25 protein-coding genes are annotated in these 22,964 nt (G+C 50.0%); 7 read left to right on the top strand and 18 right to left on the bottom strand.

All coding sequences use genetic code 11. The features are described from left to right. Window positions 1-112: 112 nt before the first annotated feature. The gene (locus tag Q8P05_00350; GenBank protein MDP2665942.1) at window positions 113-793 is read right to left on the bottom strand and encodes an MBL fold metallo-hydrolase; all 681 of its coding nucleotides are present in this window, start codon (window positions 791-793) and stop codon (window positions 113-115) included. Window positions 794-924: 131 nt separating this feature from the next. Here Q8P05_00350 and Q8P05_00345 point away from each other — a divergent pair, with 131 nt between their 5' ends. Continuing rightward, window positions 925-1,902: a DUF2240 family protein gene (locus Q8P05_00345; GenBank protein MDP2665941.1), complete on the top strand. Its 978-nt coding sequence runs from the start codon at window positions 925-927 to the stop codon at window positions 1,900-1,902. 71 nt (window positions 1,903-1,973) lie between these two features. Further along, a complete protein-coding gene (locus tag Q8P05_00340) occupies window positions 1,974-2,288 on the top strand; it encodes a nucleotide pyrophosphohydrolase (protein ID MDP2665940.1) in 315 nt (104 codons plus the stop codon). Here the strand turns inward: Q8P05_00340 and Q8P05_00335 are convergent, their stop codons facing one another. From Q8P05_00335 to Q8P05_00320, 4 genes are all read right to left on the bottom strand, one after another. Then, a complete protein-coding gene (locus tag Q8P05_00335) occupies window positions 2,289-3,317 on the bottom strand; it encodes a tRNA pseudouridine(54/55) synthase Pus10 (protein MDP2665939.1) in 1,029 nt (342 codons plus the stop codon). 51 nt (window positions 3,318-3,368) lie between these two features. Then, window positions 3,369-3,989 carry a hypothetical protein gene (locus Q8P05_00330; protein MDP2665938.1) on the bottom strand — a complete coding sequence of 207 codons (621 nt, stop codon included), beginning with the start codon at window positions 3,987-3,989 and terminating at the stop codon, window positions 3,369-3,371. A gap of 373 nt (window positions 3,990-4,362) precedes the next feature. Next, window positions 4,363-5,340 (bottom strand): Fic family protein, encoded by a 978-nt coding sequence (locus Q8P05_00325; GenBank protein ID MDP2665937.1) that lies wholly within the window; start codon window positions 5,338-5,340, stop codon window positions 4,363-4,365. A gap of 218 nt (window positions 5,341-5,558) precedes the next feature. After that, entirely contained in the window at window positions 5,559-6,491 is a 933-nt protein-coding gene (locus Q8P05_00320; protein ID MDP2665936.1) for a DHH family phosphoesterase, read from the bottom strand. Between the two features lie 528 nt (window positions 6,492-7,019). Here Q8P05_00320 and radA point away from each other — a divergent pair. Next, on the top strand, window positions 7,020-9,509 hold the full coding sequence (radA, locus tag Q8P05_00315; protein MDP2665935.1) for a DNA repair and recombination protein RadA: 2,490 nt from the start codon (window positions 7,020-7,022) through the stop codon (window positions 9,507-9,509). Window positions 9,510-9,554: 45 nt separating this feature from the next. Here radA and Q8P05_00310 read toward each other — a convergent pair whose 3' ends face one another. After that, the gene (locus Q8P05_00310) at window positions 9,555-10,244 is read right to left on the bottom strand and encodes a hypothetical protein (protein MDP2665934.1); all 690 of its coding nucleotides are present in this window, start codon (window positions 10,242-10,244) and stop codon (window positions 9,555-9,557) included. 91 nt (window positions 10,245-10,335) lie between these two features. On the opposite strand from Q8P05_00310, the gene Q8P05_00305 reads away from it, so the two are divergent. Then, a complete protein-coding gene (locus Q8P05_00305) occupies window positions 10,336-10,650 on the top strand; it encodes a carboxymuconolactone decarboxylase family protein (protein MDP2665933.1) in 315 nt (104 codons plus the stop codon). On the opposite strand, the gene Q8P05_00300 is transcribed toward Q8P05_00305, so the two are convergent. Continuing rightward, entirely contained in the window at window positions 10,644-11,210 is a 567-nt protein-coding gene (locus Q8P05_00300; GenBank protein MDP2665932.1) for a hypothetical protein, read from the bottom strand. The genes Q8P05_00305 and Q8P05_00300 overlap by 7 nt on opposite strands. A 48-nt stretch (window positions 11,211-11,258) precedes the next feature. Between Q8P05_00300 and Q8P05_00295 the strand changes: the two genes are divergently transcribed. Continuing rightward, window positions 11,259-11,447, top strand: a complete 189-nt coding sequence (locus Q8P05_00295; protein ID MDP2665931.1) for a hypothetical protein — start codon at window positions 11,259-11,261, stop codon at window positions 11,445-11,447. A 62-nt stretch (window positions 11,448-11,509) separates the two neighbouring features. Here Q8P05_00295 and Q8P05_00290 read toward each other — a convergent pair whose 3' ends face one another. The 5 genes from Q8P05_00290 to tgt form a co-directional block, all read right to left on the bottom strand. Then, complete coding sequence (locus tag Q8P05_00290) at window positions 11,510-12,220, bottom strand: hypothetical protein (GenBank protein MDP2665930.1); 711 nt, start codon at window positions 12,218-12,220, stop codon at window positions 11,510-11,512. A 243-nt stretch (window positions 12,221-12,463) separates the two neighbouring features. Beyond that, window positions 12,464-12,844: a hypothetical protein gene (locus Q8P05_00285; protein MDP2665929.1), complete on the bottom strand. Its 381-nt coding sequence runs from the start codon at window positions 12,842-12,844 to the stop codon at window positions 12,464-12,466. Window positions 12,845-12,848: 4 nt separating this feature from the next. Then, complete coding sequence (locus Q8P05_00280) at window positions 12,849-13,583, bottom strand: FAD-binding oxidoreductase (GenBank protein MDP2665928.1); 735 nt, start codon at window positions 13,581-13,583, stop codon at window positions 12,849-12,851. 24 nt (window positions 13,584-13,607) lie between these two features. After that, window positions 13,608-14,753: a CBS domain-containing protein gene (locus Q8P05_00275; protein ID MDP2665927.1), complete on the bottom strand. Its 1,146-nt coding sequence runs from the start codon at window positions 14,751-14,753 to the stop codon at window positions 13,608-13,610. 34 nt (window positions 14,754-14,787) lie between these two features. After that, window positions 14,788-15,924, bottom strand: a complete 1,137-nt coding sequence (tgt, locus tag Q8P05_00270) for a tRNA guanosine(34) transglycosylase Tgt (GenBank protein MDP2665926.1) — start codon at window positions 15,922-15,924, stop codon at window positions 14,788-14,790. Between the two features lie 50 nt (window positions 15,925-15,974). On the opposite strand from tgt, the gene Q8P05_00265 reads away from it, so the two are divergent. Further along, window positions 15,975-16,241, top strand: coding sequence for a hypothetical protein (locus Q8P05_00265; GenBank protein MDP2665925.1), 267 nt, complete (start codon window positions 15,975-15,977; stop codon window positions 16,239-16,241). Between the two features lie 12 nt (window positions 16,242-16,253). Here Q8P05_00265 and Q8P05_00260 read toward each other — a convergent pair whose 3' ends face one another. From Q8P05_00260 to Q8P05_00250, 3 genes are all read right to left on the bottom strand, one after another. Then, window positions 16,254-17,360, bottom strand: coding sequence for a Glu/Leu/Phe/Val dehydrogenase (locus tag Q8P05_00260; protein MDP2665924.1), 1,107 nt, complete (start codon window positions 17,358-17,360; stop codon window positions 16,254-16,256). 82 nt (window positions 17,361-17,442) lie between these two features. Further along, window positions 17,443-18,387, bottom strand: a complete 945-nt coding sequence (gene trxB / locus Q8P05_00255) for a thioredoxin-disulfide reductase (GenBank protein ID MDP2665923.1) — start codon at window positions 18,385-18,387, stop codon at window positions 17,443-17,445. A gap of 120 nt (window positions 18,388-18,507) precedes the next feature. Continuing rightward, on the bottom strand, window positions 18,508-19,191 hold the full coding sequence (locus Q8P05_00250; GenBank protein ID MDP2665922.1) for a hypothetical protein: 684 nt from the start codon (window positions 19,189-19,191) through the stop codon (window positions 18,508-18,510). Between the two features lie 156 nt (window positions 19,192-19,347). Here Q8P05_00250 and Q8P05_00245 point away from each other — a divergent pair, with 156 nt between their 5' ends. Then, window positions 19,348-20,184: a winged helix DNA-binding protein gene (locus Q8P05_00245; GenBank protein MDP2665921.1), complete on the top strand. Its 837-nt coding sequence runs from the start codon at window positions 19,348-19,350 to the stop codon at window positions 20,182-20,184. On the opposite strand, the gene Q8P05_00240 is transcribed toward Q8P05_00245, so the two are convergent. The 3 genes from Q8P05_00240 to sufC form a co-directional block, all read right to left on the bottom strand. Then, window positions 20,171-21,364, bottom strand: coding sequence for an NADP-dependent malic enzyme (locus Q8P05_00240; protein MDP2665920.1), 1,194 nt, complete (start codon window positions 21,362-21,364; stop codon window positions 20,171-20,173). The genes Q8P05_00245 and Q8P05_00240 overlap by 14 nt on opposite strands. Before the next feature lie 405 nt (window positions 21,365-21,769). Continuing rightward, on the bottom strand, window positions 21,770-22,216 hold the full coding sequence (locus Q8P05_00235) for a metal-sulfur cluster assembly factor (GenBank protein MDP2665919.1): 447 nt from the start codon (window positions 22,214-22,216) through the stop codon (window positions 21,770-21,772). Between the two features lies 1 nt (window position 22,217). Further along, window positions 22,218-22,964, bottom strand: a complete 747-nt coding sequence (gene sufC, locus Q8P05_00230) for a Fe-S cluster assembly ATPase SufC (GenBank protein MDP2665918.1) — start codon at window positions 22,962-22,964, stop codon at window positions 22,218-22,220.

Raw genomic sequence — 22,964 nt, 5'->3', positions numbered from 1 at the left:
GGCCCCAATTAACCTAGTCTACCAGCATACTATTAAAATGAGTTTTTCAAACCGAGATGAAGCAACCCAGGAGGACATCTTTACGCCTCGACGGCCAGCCGGAAATTACTTTTTAGTAGAACGCCTCAGGCACTTCCTCCACCATGAGTCGTTCGAGCTGGCGGGCGATGGAGGCGGAGCCCCGGGCTTTAAGCGGGGGGCCGTGGCCGGGTAAAACCATCCGGGGAGAAGAGAACAATATTTTCCTAGCGGATGATATGACTTGGGGCTTATTGCCTGATGTTAAATCCCACCTCCCTAAACCGGTGGAAAACAACGCGTCCCCGCAAAAAAGCCATTTCTTGTTTGTTTCCATGAAGGAGACACTTCCTTTGGTGTGGCCAGGAGTGAAAAGAACCTGGATGGAAAAATTACCCAGGTCGATGACCTGCTTCTCAATGAAATGATGCGGTATTTGGGGGAATTTCAATCCATACGCTTGCAAGCTCTCCGCCATGACGAAAGAGGAGTCGCGCGAATTGACATACGTGGCATCGGCGGGATGCATCCAGACTTGAGCGCGGGGAAACAAATGGTCCAGACCGAAATTATCGGCATGCCCGTGCGTGTGGAGGATCATCCCCACTTCTTTGGGGGAGAGGCCGATAGACGACAGGCCTTCCTTGAGCTGTCGGGCATTGATGTCCAACCCTGAATCGATGAGAGCGACGTCTTTGCCCACTAACACGTAGGCATTGGTCTCTCGCTCCGAACCGAACGAGGCGTATATCCCTTCCCCTAACTCTTCCCACATAGGCTACTCACACACGACAACTACAAATATAAAGCATGAACATTCGGAGCGAACGAAAAATAGACTCATTTTAGGGAACGCTCCCTGCAGAGACACCCTTAAAACGAAGGAAGACGTAAAGAAAAAGGGATATGACTGCTAGCATAGATATGGAAAGCGCTCTCCGAGAGATCGTCGCTCAATCAGGAATGGATGAAATAGATGTCCGCGCCCGCATCGAAAAGAAAATCGCCCAATTCAATGGATTGCTAACCGAACACGGCGCCACCGTCCTGGTGGCTAATGAGTTACGAGTGAAGATATCCTCGCTTCAGGCCGATCATACTTTACTCAAGCTAGGAGAATTGAAGGCCGGGATGGCCAATGTGGACACACAGGGAAATGTCACGATGGTCGATCGGATGAAACCATTCACCCGGAATGGAAAAGAGGGAAAATACATCCACGTCCGCCTCAAAGACCAAACGGGGGAGGCGCTCATCACGTTCTGGAATGACCAGGCCGACGAGGCCTTGCAAAAAGGCCTGCGGCCGGGAAGCCAATTGAAACTAACGAATTGCCGAGTGGGATTGTTTCAGGAGACTCTGCAATTGAACATGGGGTATAATGGGGGGTTTACGGTGACGAATGAGGGTGGGGATAATATTTCTGCCCCAGACAAAATAACCCCATTTGCCCACATCCAGGAAAACCGTTCCGTTCACGGAGAGGCGCATATCATCGACGTGCTCCCGGGGAAAGGATATTATGTGAAATGCGGGGGTTGCGGAGGGAAACTCCCTGAAATTATGACCGCGTGCGTGCACTGCCAATCCGAGAAAATAGATGCGCGGCTCCTGCTACCCTTGTTGTTGGATGATGGGTCAGCCTCCCTGCGGGGGGTGGCCTTCGAGGAGCAGGCGCTCCAGACGTATGGAAAGACTAAAGAAGAAGTGTTGGCGGCCTTGCAGAGCGATGAAGGGAAAAGAGAGTTGCACCGGAACCTGCTGGGAAAACGCCTCCGAATCCGAGGACGAAGTAAAATAGGGATGGGCGGGGAAGTAGAACTCATTATCCAGGATGCGAAAGTAATTCCGTTCGAGACAAACGAAGAGATAAATAAGGCATGAAATATTCTACAATGGATTTCCATTCAAACATGGAGCAACATTTAAATCAACAGAGAAACATAGGCCAGCCTATGCCCCTCAAAGAGATACAAAAGGACGTAGATGCGTGGGCGCAAGGATTCAATCCCCCATATTGGCAGCCGTTGGAGATTATGGCGCGCCTGACAGAAGAAACGGGAGAATTGGCGCGCGAAGTGAATCATCGTTGGGGGCCCAAGAAGAAGAAATCCAGCGAAGAGACGAGGGAACTGGAAGATGAAATGGGAGACATTATTTTTACTCTCTGCTGTTTGGCCAATTCGCAAAACATTGATTTGGATGGCGCGTGGAAGCGCGTTATGGACAAGTGCTATGGGAGAGACAAGGACCGGTTTGAAAAGAAGTAGTTATTCCACCACATAAAAAGTCTTCTCCTGGCCCTCGACAATCTCCAGGACATCGAGTTCCTCGCACACGCAGGGGACGCCCACCCAATCGGCAAAGGATGGCACGCTTCTCCCTTCGTCACCTGAAATGAATTCCTTGATATAGCAGCCAGCGGAGGCATGCAAGTGGATTAGAATGTGGGTATCGTCAACGTGTTCCACTTTTTCGAGAATAACCCAATGGGGACGCTGTTTCATGACGCGGCGCTTCTCCACTCGAATGGGGGTGGTTTGGAGGACGTCTATCTTTTGACCTAAATGGGTTTGGAGTTTGGATATCTCCAGGGGAATGGAACTTTTTACGAGGGCGCGGTACCGCTTAGTATGGTACTGTTGAGTAAGGCGCGCCACGTCGAAAGGGATGCCGATCTCCAAATGACTGACTTGCACTTTCCCAGTCAGGGAGATGTTAATATTTTCTTGGATACGCGCCATGTCGGCGGCACGTTTTCGGGGATTTTCAAGTGTAATGGCAAATGGCCGTCCTGAACCCAGCATGCGCACGTCCACATCTTCCCTCCCCGCGCCATGAAACAACACCGCGTCGCAGGCGAAGGCGTCTTTTAGAAAGGGAGAGAGGAGCTCCTGCACGCTCTCCTCGGTGATTTTTCCTTTCCCTCCGCAGGACGCACAACCAATGCCTTTGCACGCGGGACAATAATGAAACGTTTGAGCAATGGTACGCACGAGCTTGGTGTATTTTCCAGTGAGGATAAGGGGAAACACGTGGAGATCGATTATTTTCTTTGCCAGATCAAAAACCAGTTCGATATCGGGTTGTTGATGGACTAATTCCTTTCCCCGGAAAAGAGAATGAGTTTCCACTTCCTTCCTGAGGAGTTCGAGCGCCCGCTGCTTGGCCTCCGGGTCGGGCGAGCGGACACCGAGGGCATACGTTCGGAATTCCCGCTTTGCCAAATCCACCTCTAAACCTGGAGAATGGAAATGGGGCAGGGTGCCAGTGAAAGGAAATTGGAATGGGGTGACCATATATAATGAATAGGGGCGCAAACGATTAAATAGGAATGAAGAAATAGGGCGTTATTTCTTAGCGTGTTCTAATTGGCTCTGGACGATATTCATCTGGCGCTCATTCTCTTGTTGCAATTCAGACAACTCGCGGATAACCGCATCCACCACTCTCTCATTATGACTTTTCTTATTCCGATGAAATGTCTCACCATCCCTTTGTACATAAATTTCTCGCCTCAACACTTTGAACAAACGGGCTCGGCGCGCACTGGGTATCGTTGACAAAAAACCGGCGGCAAACAATCCAGAAAACCCCCCTCCCACAATTAAAGCAGGAATTCCACCTCCCTCTGAAACCATCTTTGTGACAAATACCATACCACCTGCTCCAGCCCCCAAAACCTTTCGCACAACGCTATTATACATGTAGCCAGCCTTGACACTTTTGTTAAACTCATTAATATGCCTGGGGTCAACTTCCCCATTGATGACCTTCTCGCGCGCCAGGATGAGGTTATCGGTCGAGCGAGTCAGGAAATTTTGAACGTTTCTGTGATGAGCAAGCTGAAGGCGAATACTTTTTCGACGCCACATCGGAGGACGAACGGTTCTAAATTGGGCTCCTTTAGCCCGTTGACCAAGAAAAGCAGCGTCTCGAATGGCCCTCCTGGTATTCGTCACAATGCCCATGAAAAGAGTGGAATGATTTGGGATATAAAAAACTACCCTTCCGACGGGCCCTGTCAAAATATTTGGTTTTAAGCCGAAAGATTACCCTTGTTTAGGAAGCGCATGGCCTTCGGAAAAGGCATTCGATAACTAACCGTTCGACTGGATCTTCTGGGACTTCGATCTCTGGTTGTTTTGGGGCACCTCCATTCACCACTTCCTCATTTTTAGCTTTCGAGGGAAATGGTTGCAATTGTTTAGCATAGTGTACGAGATTGCGTGCCACGTTTTTCAGTCGTAGGGCAAGTGGGAATAGTGAGTTCAAATCCCGCTCGGGGCATTTTTATCACCACCTACTTTTTCTAGTCAGGTGGTGATAATTATCCTACTTTTTTCATTCCCCTTTTTGTTCTATATTTGTTTTGGGTATTTTTTTAGCTTTTAGGAACTGTCTGACTTGCCGGTAAAACTCATTGAGGGCGAACTCAGTGAATGGTTTTACATTTTTGGCCTCAACCGACTGAATAAGTGCGCGAAAATAATCCTCTTTCTTTTCGGAGATGTTTACTAACGGAAAACTATTTTCGATTAGTGCTTTATTGAATAGTAGCCGGGATACGCGCTTATTCCCATCCAAAAATGGATGAATAACATACAATTCAAAATGAATGCCTGCCGCTTTTTCGATAGGATTAAGACCACTTGAATTATACCACTTAACCATTTCCTCAACGCGCTCTGGTATTTCCAGAAAAGAAGGCGGACGGTGTGCGATCTCTATTCCAAATGGATTTTTTTCATCTTGACGGTGAATGTAAACTTGTCTTTGGCGAAAGGTTCCCGGATTTTTCGTTTCAAAACTGGCCATAATTGTTTTGTGGAGCGATAGAATTGATTTTTCATCTAGCTTCCACGACTCTTTGATTTTAGCTACCCCTTCGAGCATGTTTTTGCTGATTGTTTCACGCGCATCCAGTTTTGCCTCTTTTTGGTAGGCTGCCATCACGTCGTTCAAATCCACGTCCACGTCTTCAGTTGTAAGTGTGGTTAAAGTAAAAAGGATGGTGCGGTTGACTTCGAAATTTTTTCGTTCAACCGGTGAGAGTTTTTTGTATTTCTCATTGAATGCGTCACGGAAAAGGAACGTCTTGATGACATCGTCCTTTGAAATGTTTTCATTCGCAAAGAGTTGTTTTCCCAGTTTTTCGATGATTTCATCCCGGAATGAACCTTCTAATTTTGTGAGATTGTTTTGCGTGGGTTTTTCGGTTCCGACGTACTTGCTGAAACTTTTGGACTTACTTTGAATAAAATAGCTCAGATGAAGATAATAATAGGGCTTTCCGGCAATAGTTTTGATTCGAAGCGCCATACCATTTTAGGCAGATGAAGTAATTTAAATCCATCTGCCTAAATTTAGGCAGATAAAGAAGGAAGTTTTGTGGTGCCTAAATCGCGGGTTCAAATCCCGCTCGGGGCATAGTGTGGTGGAGCAAGAGCCCCTTCTGGAATAATTCTGTCGCTTGATCGACATCTGCCACTTCTTCAGCAAATTTTTGCATCAAATTCTTTCACAGTCATATTTCCGCATCAGTGTGCTTGGAGTTTCTCTTTTAACAATGGTACAATTTCTTTTCGCATGATAAGACCATTTCTTTTTGCGATGGTATCGTTAAACGTGATATCAAATAATTCACTTAGTATTCTTTGAGCTTCTTGATCTTTGGTTATGAATAGGTTGAATCCCTCTTCCAGTTCAATAATGGACATGAAAATAAGATCGAGTCCTTTCTCAACCTTTAATTGGCTCAATTCCTCTATTATTTCGTCAGAGCGTCTACTTGCCAGTTCACTTCCCCCAACGATTTCGAGTTGAGCAATTCCAATTTTTTTGTTTCCAAGCGCGAACCATGCGAAGTCTCCCCGGATGCCATTTTGGAGCCTGTTTCCTGACAAGTCTGATTTGGCCGCGAACATTTCATGAACATAATTTGTTGGAAGTTGAAATTGCTGGAGGAGCCATTCAGCCATTGCCATATCACGCTGAGTAGTTACTTTTGCCTTGAAATTTAATGTATTGGATACAATCGCGGAATACAACAGTGCAGCAGCCTTCGCGGAAGGAGTAACTTGTTTTTCTTTGAACTTTTCAGTAATGAGGGTGGCAGCGGAGCCTACCAATTCGATTTGGATTTTGGCATTTGGAAAGAGATGTGAATCATTGATTTTTCGGTGGTCGATGATCTCTATCACGTTTTCTGGTTTGATGCGTTTATCCAATCCATTCAATTCGCTGGAATCGACCAGCACAAACTGAGCAAAATTTTCAGGATTGGTGGTTTCTACGGGGTATGGGAAATCGAATTTTTTCATGACAAAATGAACCTCTGGATGGACATTCCCGGAAATCCAAGGTATTGTTGGTGTGCCAGTTTTGCTCAACAACTCAGCATATCCGATTGCACTGGCGAAACCGTCCAGATCAGGATCCTTGCAACAAGTTATGATTATTTCATTTGGCATACTATGATTGTTTTCCCTTTATGCATTTAAGGAGTTCTGCCACCTTGGCCTGAGTGAAGGATATAGAATAAATATTGGGTACATACTTTAAGGTATCATCCAAGGGTTTCAATCGCAGAGCAAGTTGTAATAGAAGGCCCATGTCCCGCTCGGGGCATTCAAACTGACGACCGAATAATTCCAGGAAATCCGGACGGGATACGGATACCAAGCGCTAAAAAATAAGGGTGGGTAGAACTGCTTGGTGAGCCAATGCCTCTGCAGCTTATTTCCAAATATTAGGTGTTGCGGCCCATCTCAAGGCCCACCACAAGAGATTGTCACCCAGCCCGAATGGGATGAATGCCCTATTTGGGTTTTTTACAAAAGATTTCAATGGAAGCCGTTCGACGACCTCGGAACTTTGGTCTCATAAGCTTTTTAAGCGGGTCAACGATATGTTGGATGTCTCATTAGGTGCAAGGGAAGCGGCACCCCAAACGCCGGCTTCTCAAATCGTACCCAAAAAAGAGGCAGGATGGGAAAAGTATGCCAAAAGTAGAGATTCGAGAAATTAAAGATTTGCCCGGAATAGGGCCCCTCGCCGCGGAAAAGCTGTTTTCCGCCGGATATAAAACGTTAGAGAGCGTGGCCGTGGCCTCGCCCATGGAATTGATTGAAGCCGCTAGTCTGGGGGAAGGGACCGCGGATAAGGCCATCAAAGCCGCACGGGACGCCCTCGAGATGGGCTATGAGAGCGCGGACATCCTCGCGGAAAGACGGAAACTGGTGGGAAGAATCACCACCGGCTCTGCCGAGCTGGATAAGCTGATCGGGGGCGGGATTGAAACCCAGTCCATCACCGAGATTTATGGAAAATTCGCTTCTGGGAAATGCGTGGAGAAGACCACTCCCTTATTCTATCTGAATCCCGATGTGCCCCACCTGGATTCCATGGAAGAGGTGTATCAAAAATATGCCATCAATGAACGGGCGCATGATGGCGGGTTTTTGGCCGACTTGAACCATCCCGTGCAGGTGATGGGAATCGATTTGGATGGGAACATCCAAACGGCCCAAGCGCAATACCTATTCAAAGAAAAAGTATCTGAATTGGTCGAGGTGACGACCAACCGGGGAAACACCGTGCGATTGACCCAACAGCATCCATTACTTACATTAAATGAGAATGGGATCCAGTGGAAATCGACCGGGCTATTGGAAGAAGGAGATTACATCGGGGCCCCCGGTATCATCCAAAACGTGGGAAAACTAACCCTGACGGAAGATGAAGCCTATTTCCTTGGATTGTTCGTGGCAGAAGGGTGCGGAAACCCCCTGAGCATCACCATCTTCGATGAAAGAACACTCAATTGGCTGAAAGGATTCATTCAAACCCGATTCGGGTACACCCCGTCGGTCAATTATGACAAAAACCTCATCATTTTCCAAAAACCAACTCGGGAATGGATGCAGGGATTGGCTCGCACGGATTCCTACACCAAATTCGTGCCTGAAAAGGTGTTGCAATCAGACGATGGGGCCGTGGCCGCCTTCCTGAGGGGGTACATTGACGGGGACGGGGAAGCCCATAAAACCATCACCACGTCCACCCGCTCCAAAACCCTCAACCATCAGATTACGTATTTGTATGCACGATTAGGGATCCAGGCCACCACGGGAGTAAGGATAGTGGAAGGAAAGCCCCAATACTTGGTGTATGTCACCGACACCAAAAGCAAGCAAAAAGTCAAGCGATTGCTTGAAAGAAGCCATCTGAAAACCAATACGCAGTTGAATGACCAGAATATCGGGACGCATTATGGGATTCCCACCCACGCGCTCGACCAGATCGTGAAAAGGGCCTATTTCCAATTGAGCGGCTCGCGACGACGTTTCAACCAATGGAGTAAGAAAAACATCCTGCAGAGCGAGTTCAAGACCATCTGGCAGATGTACTTTTCAACCACGTCACGGAATGATGGGACAGCCGAAGAAACCGTGCAGAAAATAAACTGGTTCTTCAAGCAACGGTTGGAAGAGATGGGGAACGCATTCGAATTGTTGACTCATCCGACGCCCGGAAATGTGATGGATGCATTGGCGTTGCTCCCTTTCCGGACAGACGAAATCTATTCCGAAATGGGGATCAAAAAAAGCACGTTCCAGAATTACATCTCCCGCGGTATGAATGACCAAAAGGCCCAACAGATAGGAGTGGTTTTGAGGGGGATGATCCAAAAGAGAGTGGCCGATGCGCAATTGCTACAGGACTTGAAGATCCTCCGGACGCTTGCTGAAGGAAAAATAAAATGGGAACGGATCGAATCCAAGAAAAAGGTCTCCTATGACAATTGGGTGTACGATTTGACCGTCCCCGGCATCCATAGTTTCATCGGGGGGGAAAAACCATTGTTCATGCACAACACCCAATGGTGCTTCCAGACCGCGGTGACAGTGCAGAAACCCATCGAGGAAGGAGGGTTGAATGGGAATTGCCTCTACATCGATTCTGAGAATTCATTCCGACCCGAAAGGGTGACGGCGATCGCGGAGGCCAATGGAATGGACGCCCAGGAGGCGCTCAAGAAAATATTCGTGGCCCGCGCCTACAACGCCGACCACCAGATGCTCCTCGCGGAGAAGGCCGCGGACCTGGTGAAGGAGAAGAACATCAAGATGGTTATTGTCGACTCCCTCACCGCGCAATTCAGGAGCGAATTCATCGGACGCGGACAGCTCGCGGACCGGCAGCAACGCCTGAACAAGCACATGCGCGTGCTCCAAAGGCTCGCCGAGGTGAGCAATGTCGCGGTACTCGTAACCAACCAGGTGCTGGAACGACCGGACATCATGTTCGGCGACCCCACTGCTCCCGTAGGGGGAAATGTAGTGGCGCACGCGAGCAAGACGCGGCTATATCTGCGCAAGGGAAAAGAGAACAAGCGCATCGCCAAGCTCGTGGATTCCCCCTCATTGCCCGATGGGGAAGCCGTGTACGCGGTCACCGAGAATGGGATCGAAGATCTCGAGGAATGAAAATTAAAAGGGGGGGAGAATCCCCCCCTATTTTTTTTTAATAAATTAAGAGTCGCGAGTTACCACTTCTCTCATCAATGAAATATAGATCAAATAAAAAGCGTTTACGAATGCCCTGGCGCGTAATGGAGAGAATTGACTTTTCATCTCGGTCCGAAGAAGGGAATACAGGTCATATTTCATTTTTTTAGACGGGAGAATGACCTCTTCGATTGTGGTTCCAATCCGAGGATGGAAGGGCAAAGGAAAACGAGGAACCAATTCTATTAACCTGCCATATGAGGCCAGGTCTTGTGATATTTGGGCTGATGCGCCAATCGAACGAAAGGCTTCCTCTACCGCGACCGTAATGACATCCTTTCTAAACCGTAATCGCCGGGCTCGATTTCGGGCCCTATTAATTCTCATTTGGGCGTTTGCCGCCGCGCGAATTAAACGATTAGACCCAGCTGGATCATGCGACGCATCAAAGGAAAAAATGGGGTCGGACTGCAACCTGTTGATGTAACGCCTCTTAAAATAGCGATTTTTAAAAATATGATACTGGGTTAAAGCTTCTTTTTGGGCTAGACTATCGAGCCCGGCTGCTGTTAGGTAAAAACGCATATCTTTTCGCTGAAAGGACTTCCCCATTTTTCGTGATTCCCTTCGAAGTATGTATTCACCTATTTTTCCCCTAACTAAACGAGGGAGGGAAGCAATCTTCTTCATAGTCCGAATACGTTTGGGAGGCATGTTCTTTCTAACCTGTCAGGCCCATAAATACCCTTGCTCAAAGGCACCCATAAAAAGAGGAATTGAGTTGAGCCAGAAGGTGAATCTAAACATGAGCGAATTATTCTATGAAAATTATATGAAAGCTTCCGAGAAATTCAAGCAACTGGCCCAATCCAGCCAGGCCTATGCCGCATGGAAGAATGCCGCGATGGCCGCGGGGGCCCTGGATAAGAAGACGAAGGAATTGATCGCCTTGGGGGCGTCATGCGCCATCCAATGCGAATACTGCATCGATTCCCACGCGCAGAAAGCCAAGGCCTATGGGGCCACGGAGCAGGAAGTCACCGAAGTCATCCAGGTGGCAACTGTTGTGAAAGCTGGGTCGACCATATCCTATGGGATCAAGGCGCTCGAGCACTACTGACGGCGTTTTCTAATAGGAGTGGTGTACGCGCGGAAATAGCGGTAAAAATGGAAGAGGAATAATCGGGCCTCCAACGGTTTGAAATAGGGTCGGAGCCTATCGAGAACGATCCTACGAATCTGGCGGGGAGATTTACCCTCATAATCACGGTGGGAACGCGGAGTAGGAATTGGTGACGTGAACAATTCTCCATTGTATTTTTCCGGGATGAAAATGATCTCAGATAGTTCGAGTAGTCCTATTTCATTGATTTTTTCGCGAGCCGATTGGGGAAGCATGGAGATTGCCTGCAACGCAGCTCCATGCCTTGCCGCGACGGTGTAATGGGCCTGGACCCTTCCACGTCTTTCCGCGGTTATCATTGCGAGACGATCTCGGACATCCGAGATGAAGGTGTTTAACCGCGAAAGGCGTATTGCTTCACTGGGAGAATCCCAACGTATCTGATTGATCTCACTACGTAATTCCGCCAATCTGGTAGCCGTTACATGACGATCATCCCGCATCACGCGTTTGGTGGATTGAATGGCATCCAATTTCATTCGTCGGCGTTCTTCCATGGGAATCACGGGCTTTTTCACATGAGAGGCTAATTTGACCCAGCTTTGGTGGGGCTGTTCCTGTTCGCGTTCATCGCGAGCGTGAGCGCGGCGCCCATTCGGATGGAAATCACCGCCTCGAATCCTTTACCGAATTTGGAAGTGTTGATAACCGTCATGCCATTCATTCTATACAGCGTGTTGCTGGCGGGTGGGTTTGTGGTGTCTCAAAGGAATAGAAACCAAATAGAGAAATAAATCCTTTTTATCACCGGCGGAAGCCGATGTATTCCTTTTTTTAAATTATTTTTTTCGTTTCGTCATTGGGCCAGCACGGAATAGAATTTCTGGAAACGCCGGTAGAAACGGCGCGCCCCGAGAGGGCCTAGGATGGGAATCAGTCGTTTGATACTCTGTAATCGGGAAGCCGCCACCACGCGTTTGTCGATTTTGTGTGTGGATTGGAAGGGATCTTGGGCGAACAAATGAGGCGCCTGTGTGATTATAGATTCGCGGATGACCTGATGCGCCGGTTTTTGGAACCCGAACCCCATCCAATCGAGCGCCAGATGAGCCGCTTCCATTCTCGCCGAGTACTCATACGTAAGATGGAAAAAGGGTTGCGTTAATTCTCTGATTTGCCGATTAATATTATTTTTTTTTTGCACTGATCGTTGAAGTTCCGATAGCCTTTCTCTATAAACGTCGGTACCTCCTCTCATGGATGAAAGGGCATTTGTTATACCTTCTATTTTGTCAGTCAATTTTTTCCTTTCTTCTACCAGCTCGCGGGCAGGGGACATTGCTTCTACTGATTCAGAAGCATGTTTTCTGAAATTTTCCCGCAATAAAATAGCTCCCGGATCCTGGCGTTGAACAATCTTTCGAGCCTTATCATGTCGGGAAACATCCCTCCCGCTCCAGCGCAATATCGCGCGATGCATTTCTTTCCCCACTCTTTTTGGAAGCATTCCGCGGCCAAGGAGCCTGGCTTTATTCGCCCACCGAGACCCCCACCCTTTTGCCGGCATAGGTTGAGAGGAGTAATATCCAATATAAACGAAGACCTTCCCGGCTGAAAGGCGGGGCATCACTTTAGTACAAAGAATCTCATTCGGCCTACGTGCTCGCTCGCCTAAAATGGGAGATACAAGCCACCCTAAAAGAAGAAGTATTACCCGTTTTTTGATGAAACTTTTTTGTAAAAAGATTTTTTGATCAAACTTTTTCCTAAAAAGTTTGTTTTGATGAAACTTTTTTGTAAAAAGTTTCCGCTACTTGTACCGGAGAACTTTGGCCCCTGCCTTGAGGGGGGCCGCATTGGAAACGGCGTCCAAGGAATAGATTTCAATCACGGGTTCTTCATAGGGATGAATTGATCGGATGATGCGGAGGATGTCTGCCGATTTTTCTTTGGGACACGTGGTCTCGATCCGGACTTCCTGAACCATTTCGCGACGGTTGAGACGCCCTTTGAAAGGCTTACTCCCCTTGAGCGCGATCCATGTGCCATGTCCGAATGTGAGGAAGGCGCGTCCTTCGTATTTGCCGCCGTCTGATTTCCCGCAACCAGTCTGATGCAATGCCTCGAGAATAGGATCAACATGCGTTTTGGGGGCATACACCACGAGCTTCATGAAAAAGGGTTTGGCCATAAATTCACCATTTCTCGATGTGCACATTGGCTGTGGGGAAATGAAGGGTTTCCTGGCAAAAGGTGACCAGTTCCTCTGCGATAGCGGGCTTGCCGCAGATGTATACTTTCGCCTGATTGGATGAGGGAGAATGATAGTCTTTCAACACATCTTGGATGTGTCCTTTAGCAAACCCCCACGAGTCTTCTGGACGAGAGGCAATGGGATAGTAATGAAAGTGGGGATATTGTTCCTGGAGCGCCAAGAGTTCCTCGCGATACATGAATTGCCCGGGAAAACGGAAACCGAAATAAAGAGAGATGGGAACCGTTTTCCCTTTGGCCAGGAGGGTGCGCGTCATGGAGATGATGGGAGCAATGCCCGTGCCCGTGGCGAGCATAACATATTCGGGTGCGTCCTCTTCAAGAATGAATTTACCAAAAGGGCCGCGGATAGCTATCTCTTCCCCTTCTTTGGCCTGCATGAGCCGGTGCGTCACCCCCGTGGGGGAGCCTCCACCGAGGCAGAACTCCAATTTTTCATTTTGGGTGGGGGAAGAGGAGATGGAATAGGACGCCCATTTGGTTTGGGTGGGGTTGGCTAGTAATTTGACTTCCGGATGGGAAATCATGGCGAATTGACCAGGGAGGTAGGGCATTTCAATTCCATCCGGAATGGGACACTCGAACACGCGCGTGGCGCCATTCTCGGGGGCGGGATAATCCAGGATGTTGGAAATTTTGGTTTTGAATTCCACCATACCCATGAGCCGGGATGAATGCTTTTAAACTGCCCTATTCTTGCGGGAGGAATTGGATCTAAATGCCCGTAAAACCTCTTTCTCGATGGTTTTACACGCCTCTACGGTAGCGAGGCGGACCTTCCAATCCGTGGCTTCGGCATGGTAGGAGCGACCCGCGCCTTCAAGGGACAATCGGACATTGGTTCGGGCTCGCAAGCCTGATTTTTGAACCTGCTTGTAGACAGCATGCAAGTGATGATCGCTTTTCAGAACGCGCATGAGCTTCTGGAATGTCCGCTCCAAAGTCTGCTCGATGAACCCTTGATCAATCCCATCCACATCCGGGAGATGAGAGATGGCGATGGGCAGGGTTTGAGGAAGAAGCGCCGCCAGATAATAGTTATACACATCCTGCGTCGCGATGAGCATGTTGTGCTTTACCAGGACGGCCGGATTGTTCTGTTTGGCCATCTGTTTTAGGACATCCCGCATCCGGGCCTCGGGATCCACAATCACGGGGAGATCTTCCATGATGCCCGCGACCTTCATGCTCATAGGGGAGGGTTTGGATATGGATTGGGCATCCTTGCCCATCCGGAAATATTTATCGGGGCCCGTATCCATCTTGGCCAGGATATCACCGGCCAGATCCTCCAGTTTTATCAACCCCACTGGAAGGCCCCGCGCGTCCGTAACGGCAAGTTTGCGCACGTGGTTATCGCGCATGATAGTGAGCGCTTTGCCGAGGTCATCATTTGGGGATACTGAATAGGGAGAAAGGGTGGCCAACCGGGACGCAGTCACTTGGTCAAAAACAGGATGTTTGATGAGGGCTTTCAATATATCTCTGGCGCGCACGATCCCCACGACGTTTCCTCTAACCATGACAGGTAAAACCCGGACATCCGCATCCCGCATGAGGTGAATAGCCGTTTCAAGTGAATCCGAAAATTTTAAGGAAGGCGTTTTCCGGAGGAGGGTGGAAACCTTTGTCCGGGAGGCATTCACATTCCGAAGCAACTCGGAGGCCGTTACGAGGCCGGCGAAATCCTTCCCTTTGAACACGAGAGCAGGGACACCCTTGCTCTTCCCCAAAGCAGTATATAGGGACGTCACCGGCGCGTCGTGCGCCACGCGCTGGAAATCAGGAATCAGAATATCTTGGATTTTGGGAGCTGTGAATGCCATGGAACCACCTTCCCATAACTCCTGTTTCGAGTGTTTATAACTGTGAGGGCACCTGCCCAGAGTGGAAGGATTGGAGGAATTGCGTGGCAAAGGAATGGAATTCGTTTTCACGAATAGCCGTGCGGGCCTCTTCCAGGGTGCGCTGGAGGAACGCGAGATTATGATGCGTTAAGAAACGGGCGCCGGACTCCTCATTATTTTTTGAAAGATGGTGCAGGAAAGCGCGAGAATGGGAATGGCAGATGAGGCATGAACAATCCAAATCAAGTGGGGAAAAATCGGAAGCGTACTTGGAATGGCGGATAGAAATCCTTCCACTGGAAGTGAGGGCGAGGCCATGACGGGCGGTTCGGGTTGGAAATGCCGAATCGAAAATGTCTGCCCCATTTGAAATGGCCTGGATGATATCTTCTGGAGTACCCAACCCCATCACGTAGAGGGGCATATCCGCCGAAATGGTTTTTCTACCCAGGGATATAATGCGTTGCATCGTGGGTTTGGGTTCGCCGATGGCGAGGCCCCCCAAAGCCATCCCGTCGAAACCCATTTCTTTCAAAGAGTCTAAACCCTTTTTTCGCAAATCCAAAAAAGTTCCACCCTGAGAAATACCAAACAACAACTGTTTCTTGGATTCATGCGAGGAACGACAGCGCTGGGCCCACTGCAACGTTCGCTGGAGTGTTTCCGCATAAAACGGTTTACCCTTATCCTCCCCAAACCGGGGAACATCATCCAGACACATGGCCACATCGCTGCCCAAACGCATTTGTACCTCCATGCATCGCTCGGGAGTAAACAAGTCCGGCTTTTTGGTGAAGGGATTGTTGAGCACCACCCCCTCTTCCGTGCGGGCGCGGAGAAACCCTTCGTCCAGGATTTGGAAACCCCCGGAATCGGTGAAAAGGTTGTGCTTCCAACCCATGAACGAATGAATACCCCCCGCTCGCTCAACCACGTCCAGGCCGGGGCGGAGATAGAATATGAAGGCATTGGCAATCAGGCACCGGTAACCTATCTGGGAGGCTTCGTTGATAGTGAGGTGCTTCACGCTTCCTTTGGTGGCCACGGGCATGAAAAAAGGGGTTTCGACCTTCCCATGGGAGAGATTCAATTTCCCTGCACGCGCAGAAGCTTGCCCATCTTCATGGGCAAGAGAAAAGGGAGAAGGCATATCGAGTAAAGGCATATACTATTTTATATCTCCAGATCCTACCGCTGGATATGCCAAAACCCAGAAGATACCGCAAACCTGAAGTAAACAAACAAGGCCCACGACTTGATTCATCTTTTGTGATAGGATTTGGTCTTTTAGGAATGCCCCGGCAAGAGATCGCAAATGGCCTTGTTAAAAAATTAATGGACCAAGGAGTAACAAAGGCAGCCGCGAAAAAACAAGCAGAATCTTTTATGAAAGAACATTACGATCCTATTCGATTACGCCATCCTCGTCCTCGAAGCGGCGGCCCCCATAGTCGAAGCTGGGATTAAAAAAGAACCGAATTACACCTTAGGTCCTTTCCATTTGCCCTGCTTTACTCGCCGGATGGCGAGGCGCATGGCGGCGTCGCGTGGGGATTCTTTATTACGATGCTCGTGGAACATGGCTTTCACGTTCTTCTTGATCTTGGACTCCACCATCCGGAACATCTGGTTTTGGGTGCCCCCGATATGCTCCACATAGGAAGAAATAACGCCTCCCGCGTTGGCCACGAAATCGGGAATGACATACGTGCCACGCGCGTGGAGACGCTTCTCCACACTCAAGGACATGGGGATGTTGCTCCCTTCCACGAGGAGGGAATGTTTGACCTGGGAGATGTTTTCCATCGTCACCAGATCGGGGATGGCCGCCGTGACTAATACGTTGGCGGGCGCGGTGAGGATGTTGGAAGAAACCCGGGCGTATTTCCCTTGGTATTTGGTCACGCTCCCCTGTTCTTTTTTAATTTTGATTAGGCGCTCATAATCCAATCCCCGGTTATCTGAAATGACCCCTTTGGAATCGGAAGCCGCAGTCACCATAACTCCCCATTCGGATAAGTATTGGTGGACGAACGTGCCCACGTTGCCATACCCTTCGATGGCCACGCGTGCCTCCTCGGGGTTCATCCCTATGTGATGAATGCCTAATAATGTGGCATGCGCCACCCCGAAGCCAGTGGATCCTAACTCATGAGGGAGGCCGCGCATGGAAAAGGGTTTACCGGTAACGGCCTTCCGGTTTCCCACGGACTGAACAATCCAGGCCATCTCTTTCTCGGCCATGTTCATGTCGGGCGCCCCGATATACAGATGGGGGGCCATTCCCTTAAGGGCGCGGCCGAATGCTTCGACGATTTGCTTCTTTTTTTGAGGGGAATGGGAATGAGGATCAAAGATAATACCAGATTTGGCCCCTCCGAAGGGGAGATCGGCCATGGCATTCTTCCATGTCATCGTGCGGGCGAGGCGCATCACTTCCTGGAGACTCACACTTCCCGTCATGCGCGTGCCCCCTTTCCCGGGGCCGCGAGCGGTGTTATCAATTACGATTACCCCGCGCATCCCGGATTTGGGATCGTACAACTGGATGATTTTCTCGGGACCGAATGGATCATAAATAGTCATGGAAGGTAATCCCCCCTTCGGGTGATAGCGAGGGAGAAAAATTGAAGTTTAAAAGAAGGATGGGACACGAGTCGAATGGAAATCAGGACTCATATTTACCCTCCGCTTTGAGATGTTCAATATACCATTCGGCTTCAAGCGCGGCCTGGCACCCGGTGCCAGCGGACGTGATGGCCTGCTTGTAACGGGGATCCATCACGTCACCCGCCGCGAACACCCCGGGTTGCGAGGTCTTCACCCCCTGCGTGATGATGAAACCATTGGCATCCAGGGTCAAAAAATCTTTGAGGAAATCCGTGTTGGGAATATGCCCAATGGCGAGGAACATGCCATCAGCGGGGAGAATGGTTTCCACTCCCGTCTTGAGGTTCTTTATCTTCACCCCTGATACCAATTTGTCACCCAGCACCCCCATAGGAACCGAATCCCAGAGGACGGTGACCTTATCCTTCAACCCCACCATCCGGTCTTGCATGATCTGGGAGGCGCGGAAGGTATCTCGGCGGTGGACGATGGTGACTTTCTTGGCAAACTTATACAAGGCCAGGCTTTCCTCCATCGCTGAATCCCCACCCCCGATGACAACCGTTTCTTTCCCCCGGTAGAGGGCCGCGTCGCACACCGCACACGTGGAAACGCCGCGTCCGAAGAATTCCTTTTCTCCCGGAATACCCGTGACACGGGCATCCGCCCCCGTGCTAATGATGACGGTGCGAGCTTGGAAAATTCCTTCGGTCGTGGTCACTTCAAAAAAGCCATTTGGAAGACGTTGAATGGCGGTGGCGCGACCGCTTTGGTATTGCGCACCAAACTTTTCAGCCTGCTGACGCGCATTCGTCACGAGATCAGGACCATTAATCCCATTAGGAAAACCAGGGAAATTCTCCACAAGCGTGGTCAATGACAGTTGGTCAGGTTTCTCCCCTGAAATGATAAGAGGCTGCAAGGCGGCGCGAGCTGAATAGAGCGCCGCGGTGTGGGCGGAGATACCACCACCCAGAATGATGACATCGCGGGGGGAGGGCATGAGAGGATAGAGAGGGTGGATTGATTAAAAATGGGTATTAGACTATGGGATGAAAAAGAGAGAGGAGATGCGGGGGAAATACTAAAATGGGTTTCTTCACCCATACACTTTCCAGCTAATTCAACGGGCTTGCACGACATCTTGCGCGAGCGCGCGATAATCTTCCAGGAAGGATTGGAGACGAGTGATGGAACGCCTCAAGGATTCTTTGGCTTCCCTAATGGAGGGGTCCTTGTTCTGGGAGGTGGCGGCGGCCTCTAATGCCTGGGCGGCCTCGGCGTTCTGAGAACTGATTTCGGCCCACTCAGTCCTAAGTGCCTGGTAGCGGGCGTCGTACGAGGGAACCTGCACCCCCCCGGCGCGCTTGCGCGCATATAATGTGTCGAGGCGGAGCGTCGCTGTTTCCATCCGCTCGGTGAGGAGATTAGTCTTATGATAGATGGTGATGAGGGAATTGAGGATGGCCCCCATGAGCAGCGCCCGGCTATCACTATAGGATTGAATGGCCTCGCGGCGTTCGGACTGGGAAGCATTGGCCAGGTTGGCACGGGCGGCCGCATACGTAGATCGAGCCACCACCTGTTCATTCCTCACGACCTGGCCTTCGGTCTCGACATCAATGAGGGTAGTAGGACCCGAATGAATAGGAAGGGGGGGCGAGATGAGGGATACTGTTCCATCTGGAATACGAGAGGAAGAACTGATGCGGAAGGAGGAAGGGTCGTATTTATTTTCAGCCACGACCGGGGAGAGGGGAAGGATGATTACTAGGAGTAGGAATGAGAAGGCAAAGAGCAGGCGCATGAAGGGTTATTCTCTTTTTTCTTTAAAAGCATTCTTCATGAACCTCGCCAAAGAGTGGTAAAAAAAGTGTCGAAATGCTTTATCTGCCCTCGGATGAAAAGATAAAGGTCGGATTGAGCCGCATTCTTTTAAGGAAGGATAGAGCAAACATAGAGCATGGACTCATCCATTATACGGCACGCTGGACTCGTGGGGCTATCCTTTTTCCTCATCCTTGGAATGGTGCACGCGGCCACGATCACCGGAACGGCTTATGACGGCCTGACCCTAGAGCCATTGGGGAATACCGTCATCACTATTGACACCCAGCCCGCGCAAACCAAGCTTTCCAAGGACGGACAATACGCCTTTACCATTGGACCGGGAGACTATACCATCCGGGCCTCCTATAGCGAGCGGGGAATTTTACTGATGGATACCAACCAAACCATATCCATCACCGGAGAAGGGACATTCGTGGTTGATTTGATCATGCTCCCCACTCTCAATGGGTTGCCTGATGACCCCCTGCCGGACGATGAACCATTAACCATGTGGGAACAGGTCATGCAGACCCCCCTCATCTGGATGGGAATTGTGGGAACCCTCATCCTGGGGGCGGGGTATGCGGTGTTACATGTGAAGCAGAGCGGCAACATCCCCAAATCATTACCGGAAACACAGGATTTGACTCACGTCGAACGGTTGACGGAACAGATGGAACAATGGCCTAAACCATTTAGTGTGGAAGCTTTGGATAAGTATGCGGTGGAAGTCATTCATCATCTTCGACGCGGAGGAAATAGGATGACGCAGAAGGATTTGCGCAGCCACATCACTATTGGAGAAGCCAAGGTATCATTGATCGTGTCGGAATTGGAATCCTATGGGTTGATCAAGAAGATCAAGAAAGGACGGGGGAATATTTTGATATTGACGGAGAAAGGAAGGGAGTTGGAAATGGCCCCGCCGCCTCAAACGGAAACGCCGTCCCAACCCCCTATGGGCGCGTGACATTCTCACGAAGCGCTTGGGCTTTCACCGCGGCTGCCACGACGGCCGCCACATTCTTGTCGTGGAGTTCGGGGAGAATGGATGCTTCCGAGGGGTTAGTCACCATACCCGCCAATGCTAGGGCGGCCGCGGCATTCATGCTTTCCGTAATCCGCATGGCCCGCGCATCCATGGCCCCGCGAAACACCCCTGGAAAGGCGAGGGCATTATTCACTTGATTAGGAAAATCACTCCGCCCCGTGGCCACGATACCTGCGCCCGCGGCCTTAGCCACATCGGGCATGATTTCGGGGGTGGGGTTGGCCAGGGCAAAGATGATGGGTTTTTCATTCATGTTAGCCATCCATTCGGGTTTCAGGGCGCCCGCCACCGAGACACCGATGAATACATCCATGTTTTCCAATGCCTCCCTCAACTTTCCCTCCCGTTTTGAGGGATTGGTCATCCGCGCCAGGGCCTGTTTATCAGGATCCATGTCGTTTCGGCCATCATACAGGATGCCCTTGGAATCCACCACCACCACTTCCTTCACGGATGGGAAGGTGTCGGGAGAACCCATGCCCAAAAGCATTTTTGCCACGGCGTGGCCCGCGGCCCCGGCCCCATTGATGCATACTTTCAATTGGCTGAATGATTTGCCCATCACTTTAGAGGCATTGGTGAGACCGGCATAAACGACCACCGCGGTCCCATGTTGATCATCATGGTAAACCGGAATACCCAAATCCTGGAGGGATTTCTCCACTGCAAAACATTTGGGAGCGACGATGTCCTCCAGGTTGATGGCACCGAAAACAGGGGAAATCTCACGGATGACCCGGATGAGTTCTTGGGTATCCTGCGTGTTGATGCAGATGGGAAAAGCGTCGATGCCTGCGAGCTCCTTAAACAGAACGGCCTTCCCCTCCATCACGGGAATGGCCCCCAAAGCCCCTAAGTTGCCTAAGCCTAAAACTTTGGAGCCATCAGAGATGACGGCCAGGGCATTCTTTTTGAGCGTTAAGTCGAAAGCGCGCGCGGGATTCTTATGAATTTCGAGACACACCTGGGCGACGCCCGGGGTGTAGGCTAACGACAGGTCGTGTTGAGATTCTATTTTCATCTTGGAATACGTGCCCAGCTTTCCCCCCAGTCTTTCATGTAACGCGATGGATTCCTTTCCAATGTCATTTGATGTCATGTCATCACCTTCCGACGCGTATACCTGGGGGTGGCGAAGGATTAAAAACGAACGATTTGAAAGTAAGTCACGAGGGGAGGGATACCATGCCCGATAAGAAAAAAGCCAAAGACGAGAAAAAGGCAAAGAACAAAGACGAAATTTGCGAATTCTGCTAAACCCGCTGTGGCGGGCGGCGGTGATGGGATACGTCGCGGGATTGGAAATTCGGAGGAGGGCCGGGGAGCCTTTTGTTGTGGGAAGTTTATTATTTCCACTCCAGCGTAGTACGTCCGTGAGATTCTGATAATCCCGAAATGAAGTGGATCAATTTTTACAAGGGTTTATTTTTGTTGATGCCCTGCATTAACTATATTCCCCTAAAAAAAAGTTCTCTCTTACCACTTAATACTCCCTAAAGTTTGTTCACAATAGCCCCATCATCGCCTTCAGGTCTTCGGAGGGTTGCCAGGGGGGTTCGAATGAGACTTGTACGTTCACTTGCTTAACCCCTTCAACCTTGGATACGGATTGGCGGACCATCTCCACGAGCATGGGACCATAGGGGCAGGCGATGGACGTCAGAGTCATAGTGATGTCCACGTGGCCGTCATGGATTTTTACATCGTAGATCAATTCGAGGGTCAAAATGTCCACGTGCAACTCGGGGTCCTCGACTTGGGATAAGGCCTTTTTGATGGCATCCAGGAGGGGGTCTCCGGTGGGTGTGGCATCCACGAAAGGATGCGTGGATGCGGGGCCAGGGGAGACGACGGATGCATGAGAGGTTTCGGACTGGGTTTCCGGGAAATTATTGGGGGAGTCCCCCGCATCGGGAGAACGGTTCTCCGGTTGGTTTTGGTGCTCGGGCATATTATACAACCTCCTTCAATACGGTTTCGAAACCGTCCTTCTCGATGGCCTGTGCCAAATCCATTCCCCCAGATTTCACTATTTTACCCTGGTGCATGATGTGCACGCGCGAGGGGGATACATAATGAAGGATTCGGTTATAGTGGGTGATGATGAGGATGCCCATGTCTTCTTTATTAGAAATGGTGGTGATGCCCTCGCCGATGATCTTCAATGCATCCACATCCGTGCCGGAATCCGTTTCATCCAACACGGCCATCTTGGGGAGGAGCATGGCCAATTGCAATATTTCCATGCGCTTCTTCTCGCCCCCTGAAAAACCTTCGTTCAAATAGCGGTTGACGAGCTTGGGATCCACCTTCAACAAAGCAATCTTCTCTTTCAGACGCAAGGCAAACTCGGAAATCTTCAAGGGTTGGGAAAGATGAGTATTGAGGGCGGTGCGGAGGAAATTGGAGACCGTGACGCCTGAAATCTCCGCCGGATACTGGAAGGAGAGGAACAACCCGGCACGGGAGCGTTGATGGGGTTTCATAGCCAGGAGATTTTGGCCCAGGAATAGGACGCTCCCTTTGGTTATCGTGTATTTAGGGTGGCCCGCGAGCGCAAAGGCCAGCGTGGACTTGCCCGAGCCATTCGGACCCATGAGGGCGACAATTTCCCCGCGGTTAATATCCAAGGATATGCCTGAGAGGATTTCTTTATCCCCCACATTCACATGCAGATCGCGGATTTCCAGATCGGCCAT

The organism is Candidatus Diapherotrites archaeon (assembly GCA_030688545.1).
Taxonomy (GTDB): domain Archaea; phylum Iainarchaeota; class Iainarchaeia; order Iainarchaeales; family VGJJ01; genus VGJJ01.
The sequence above is the reverse complement of the archived record's forward strand: the minus strand, read 5'-3'. Positions and strand labels throughout refer to the sequence as shown.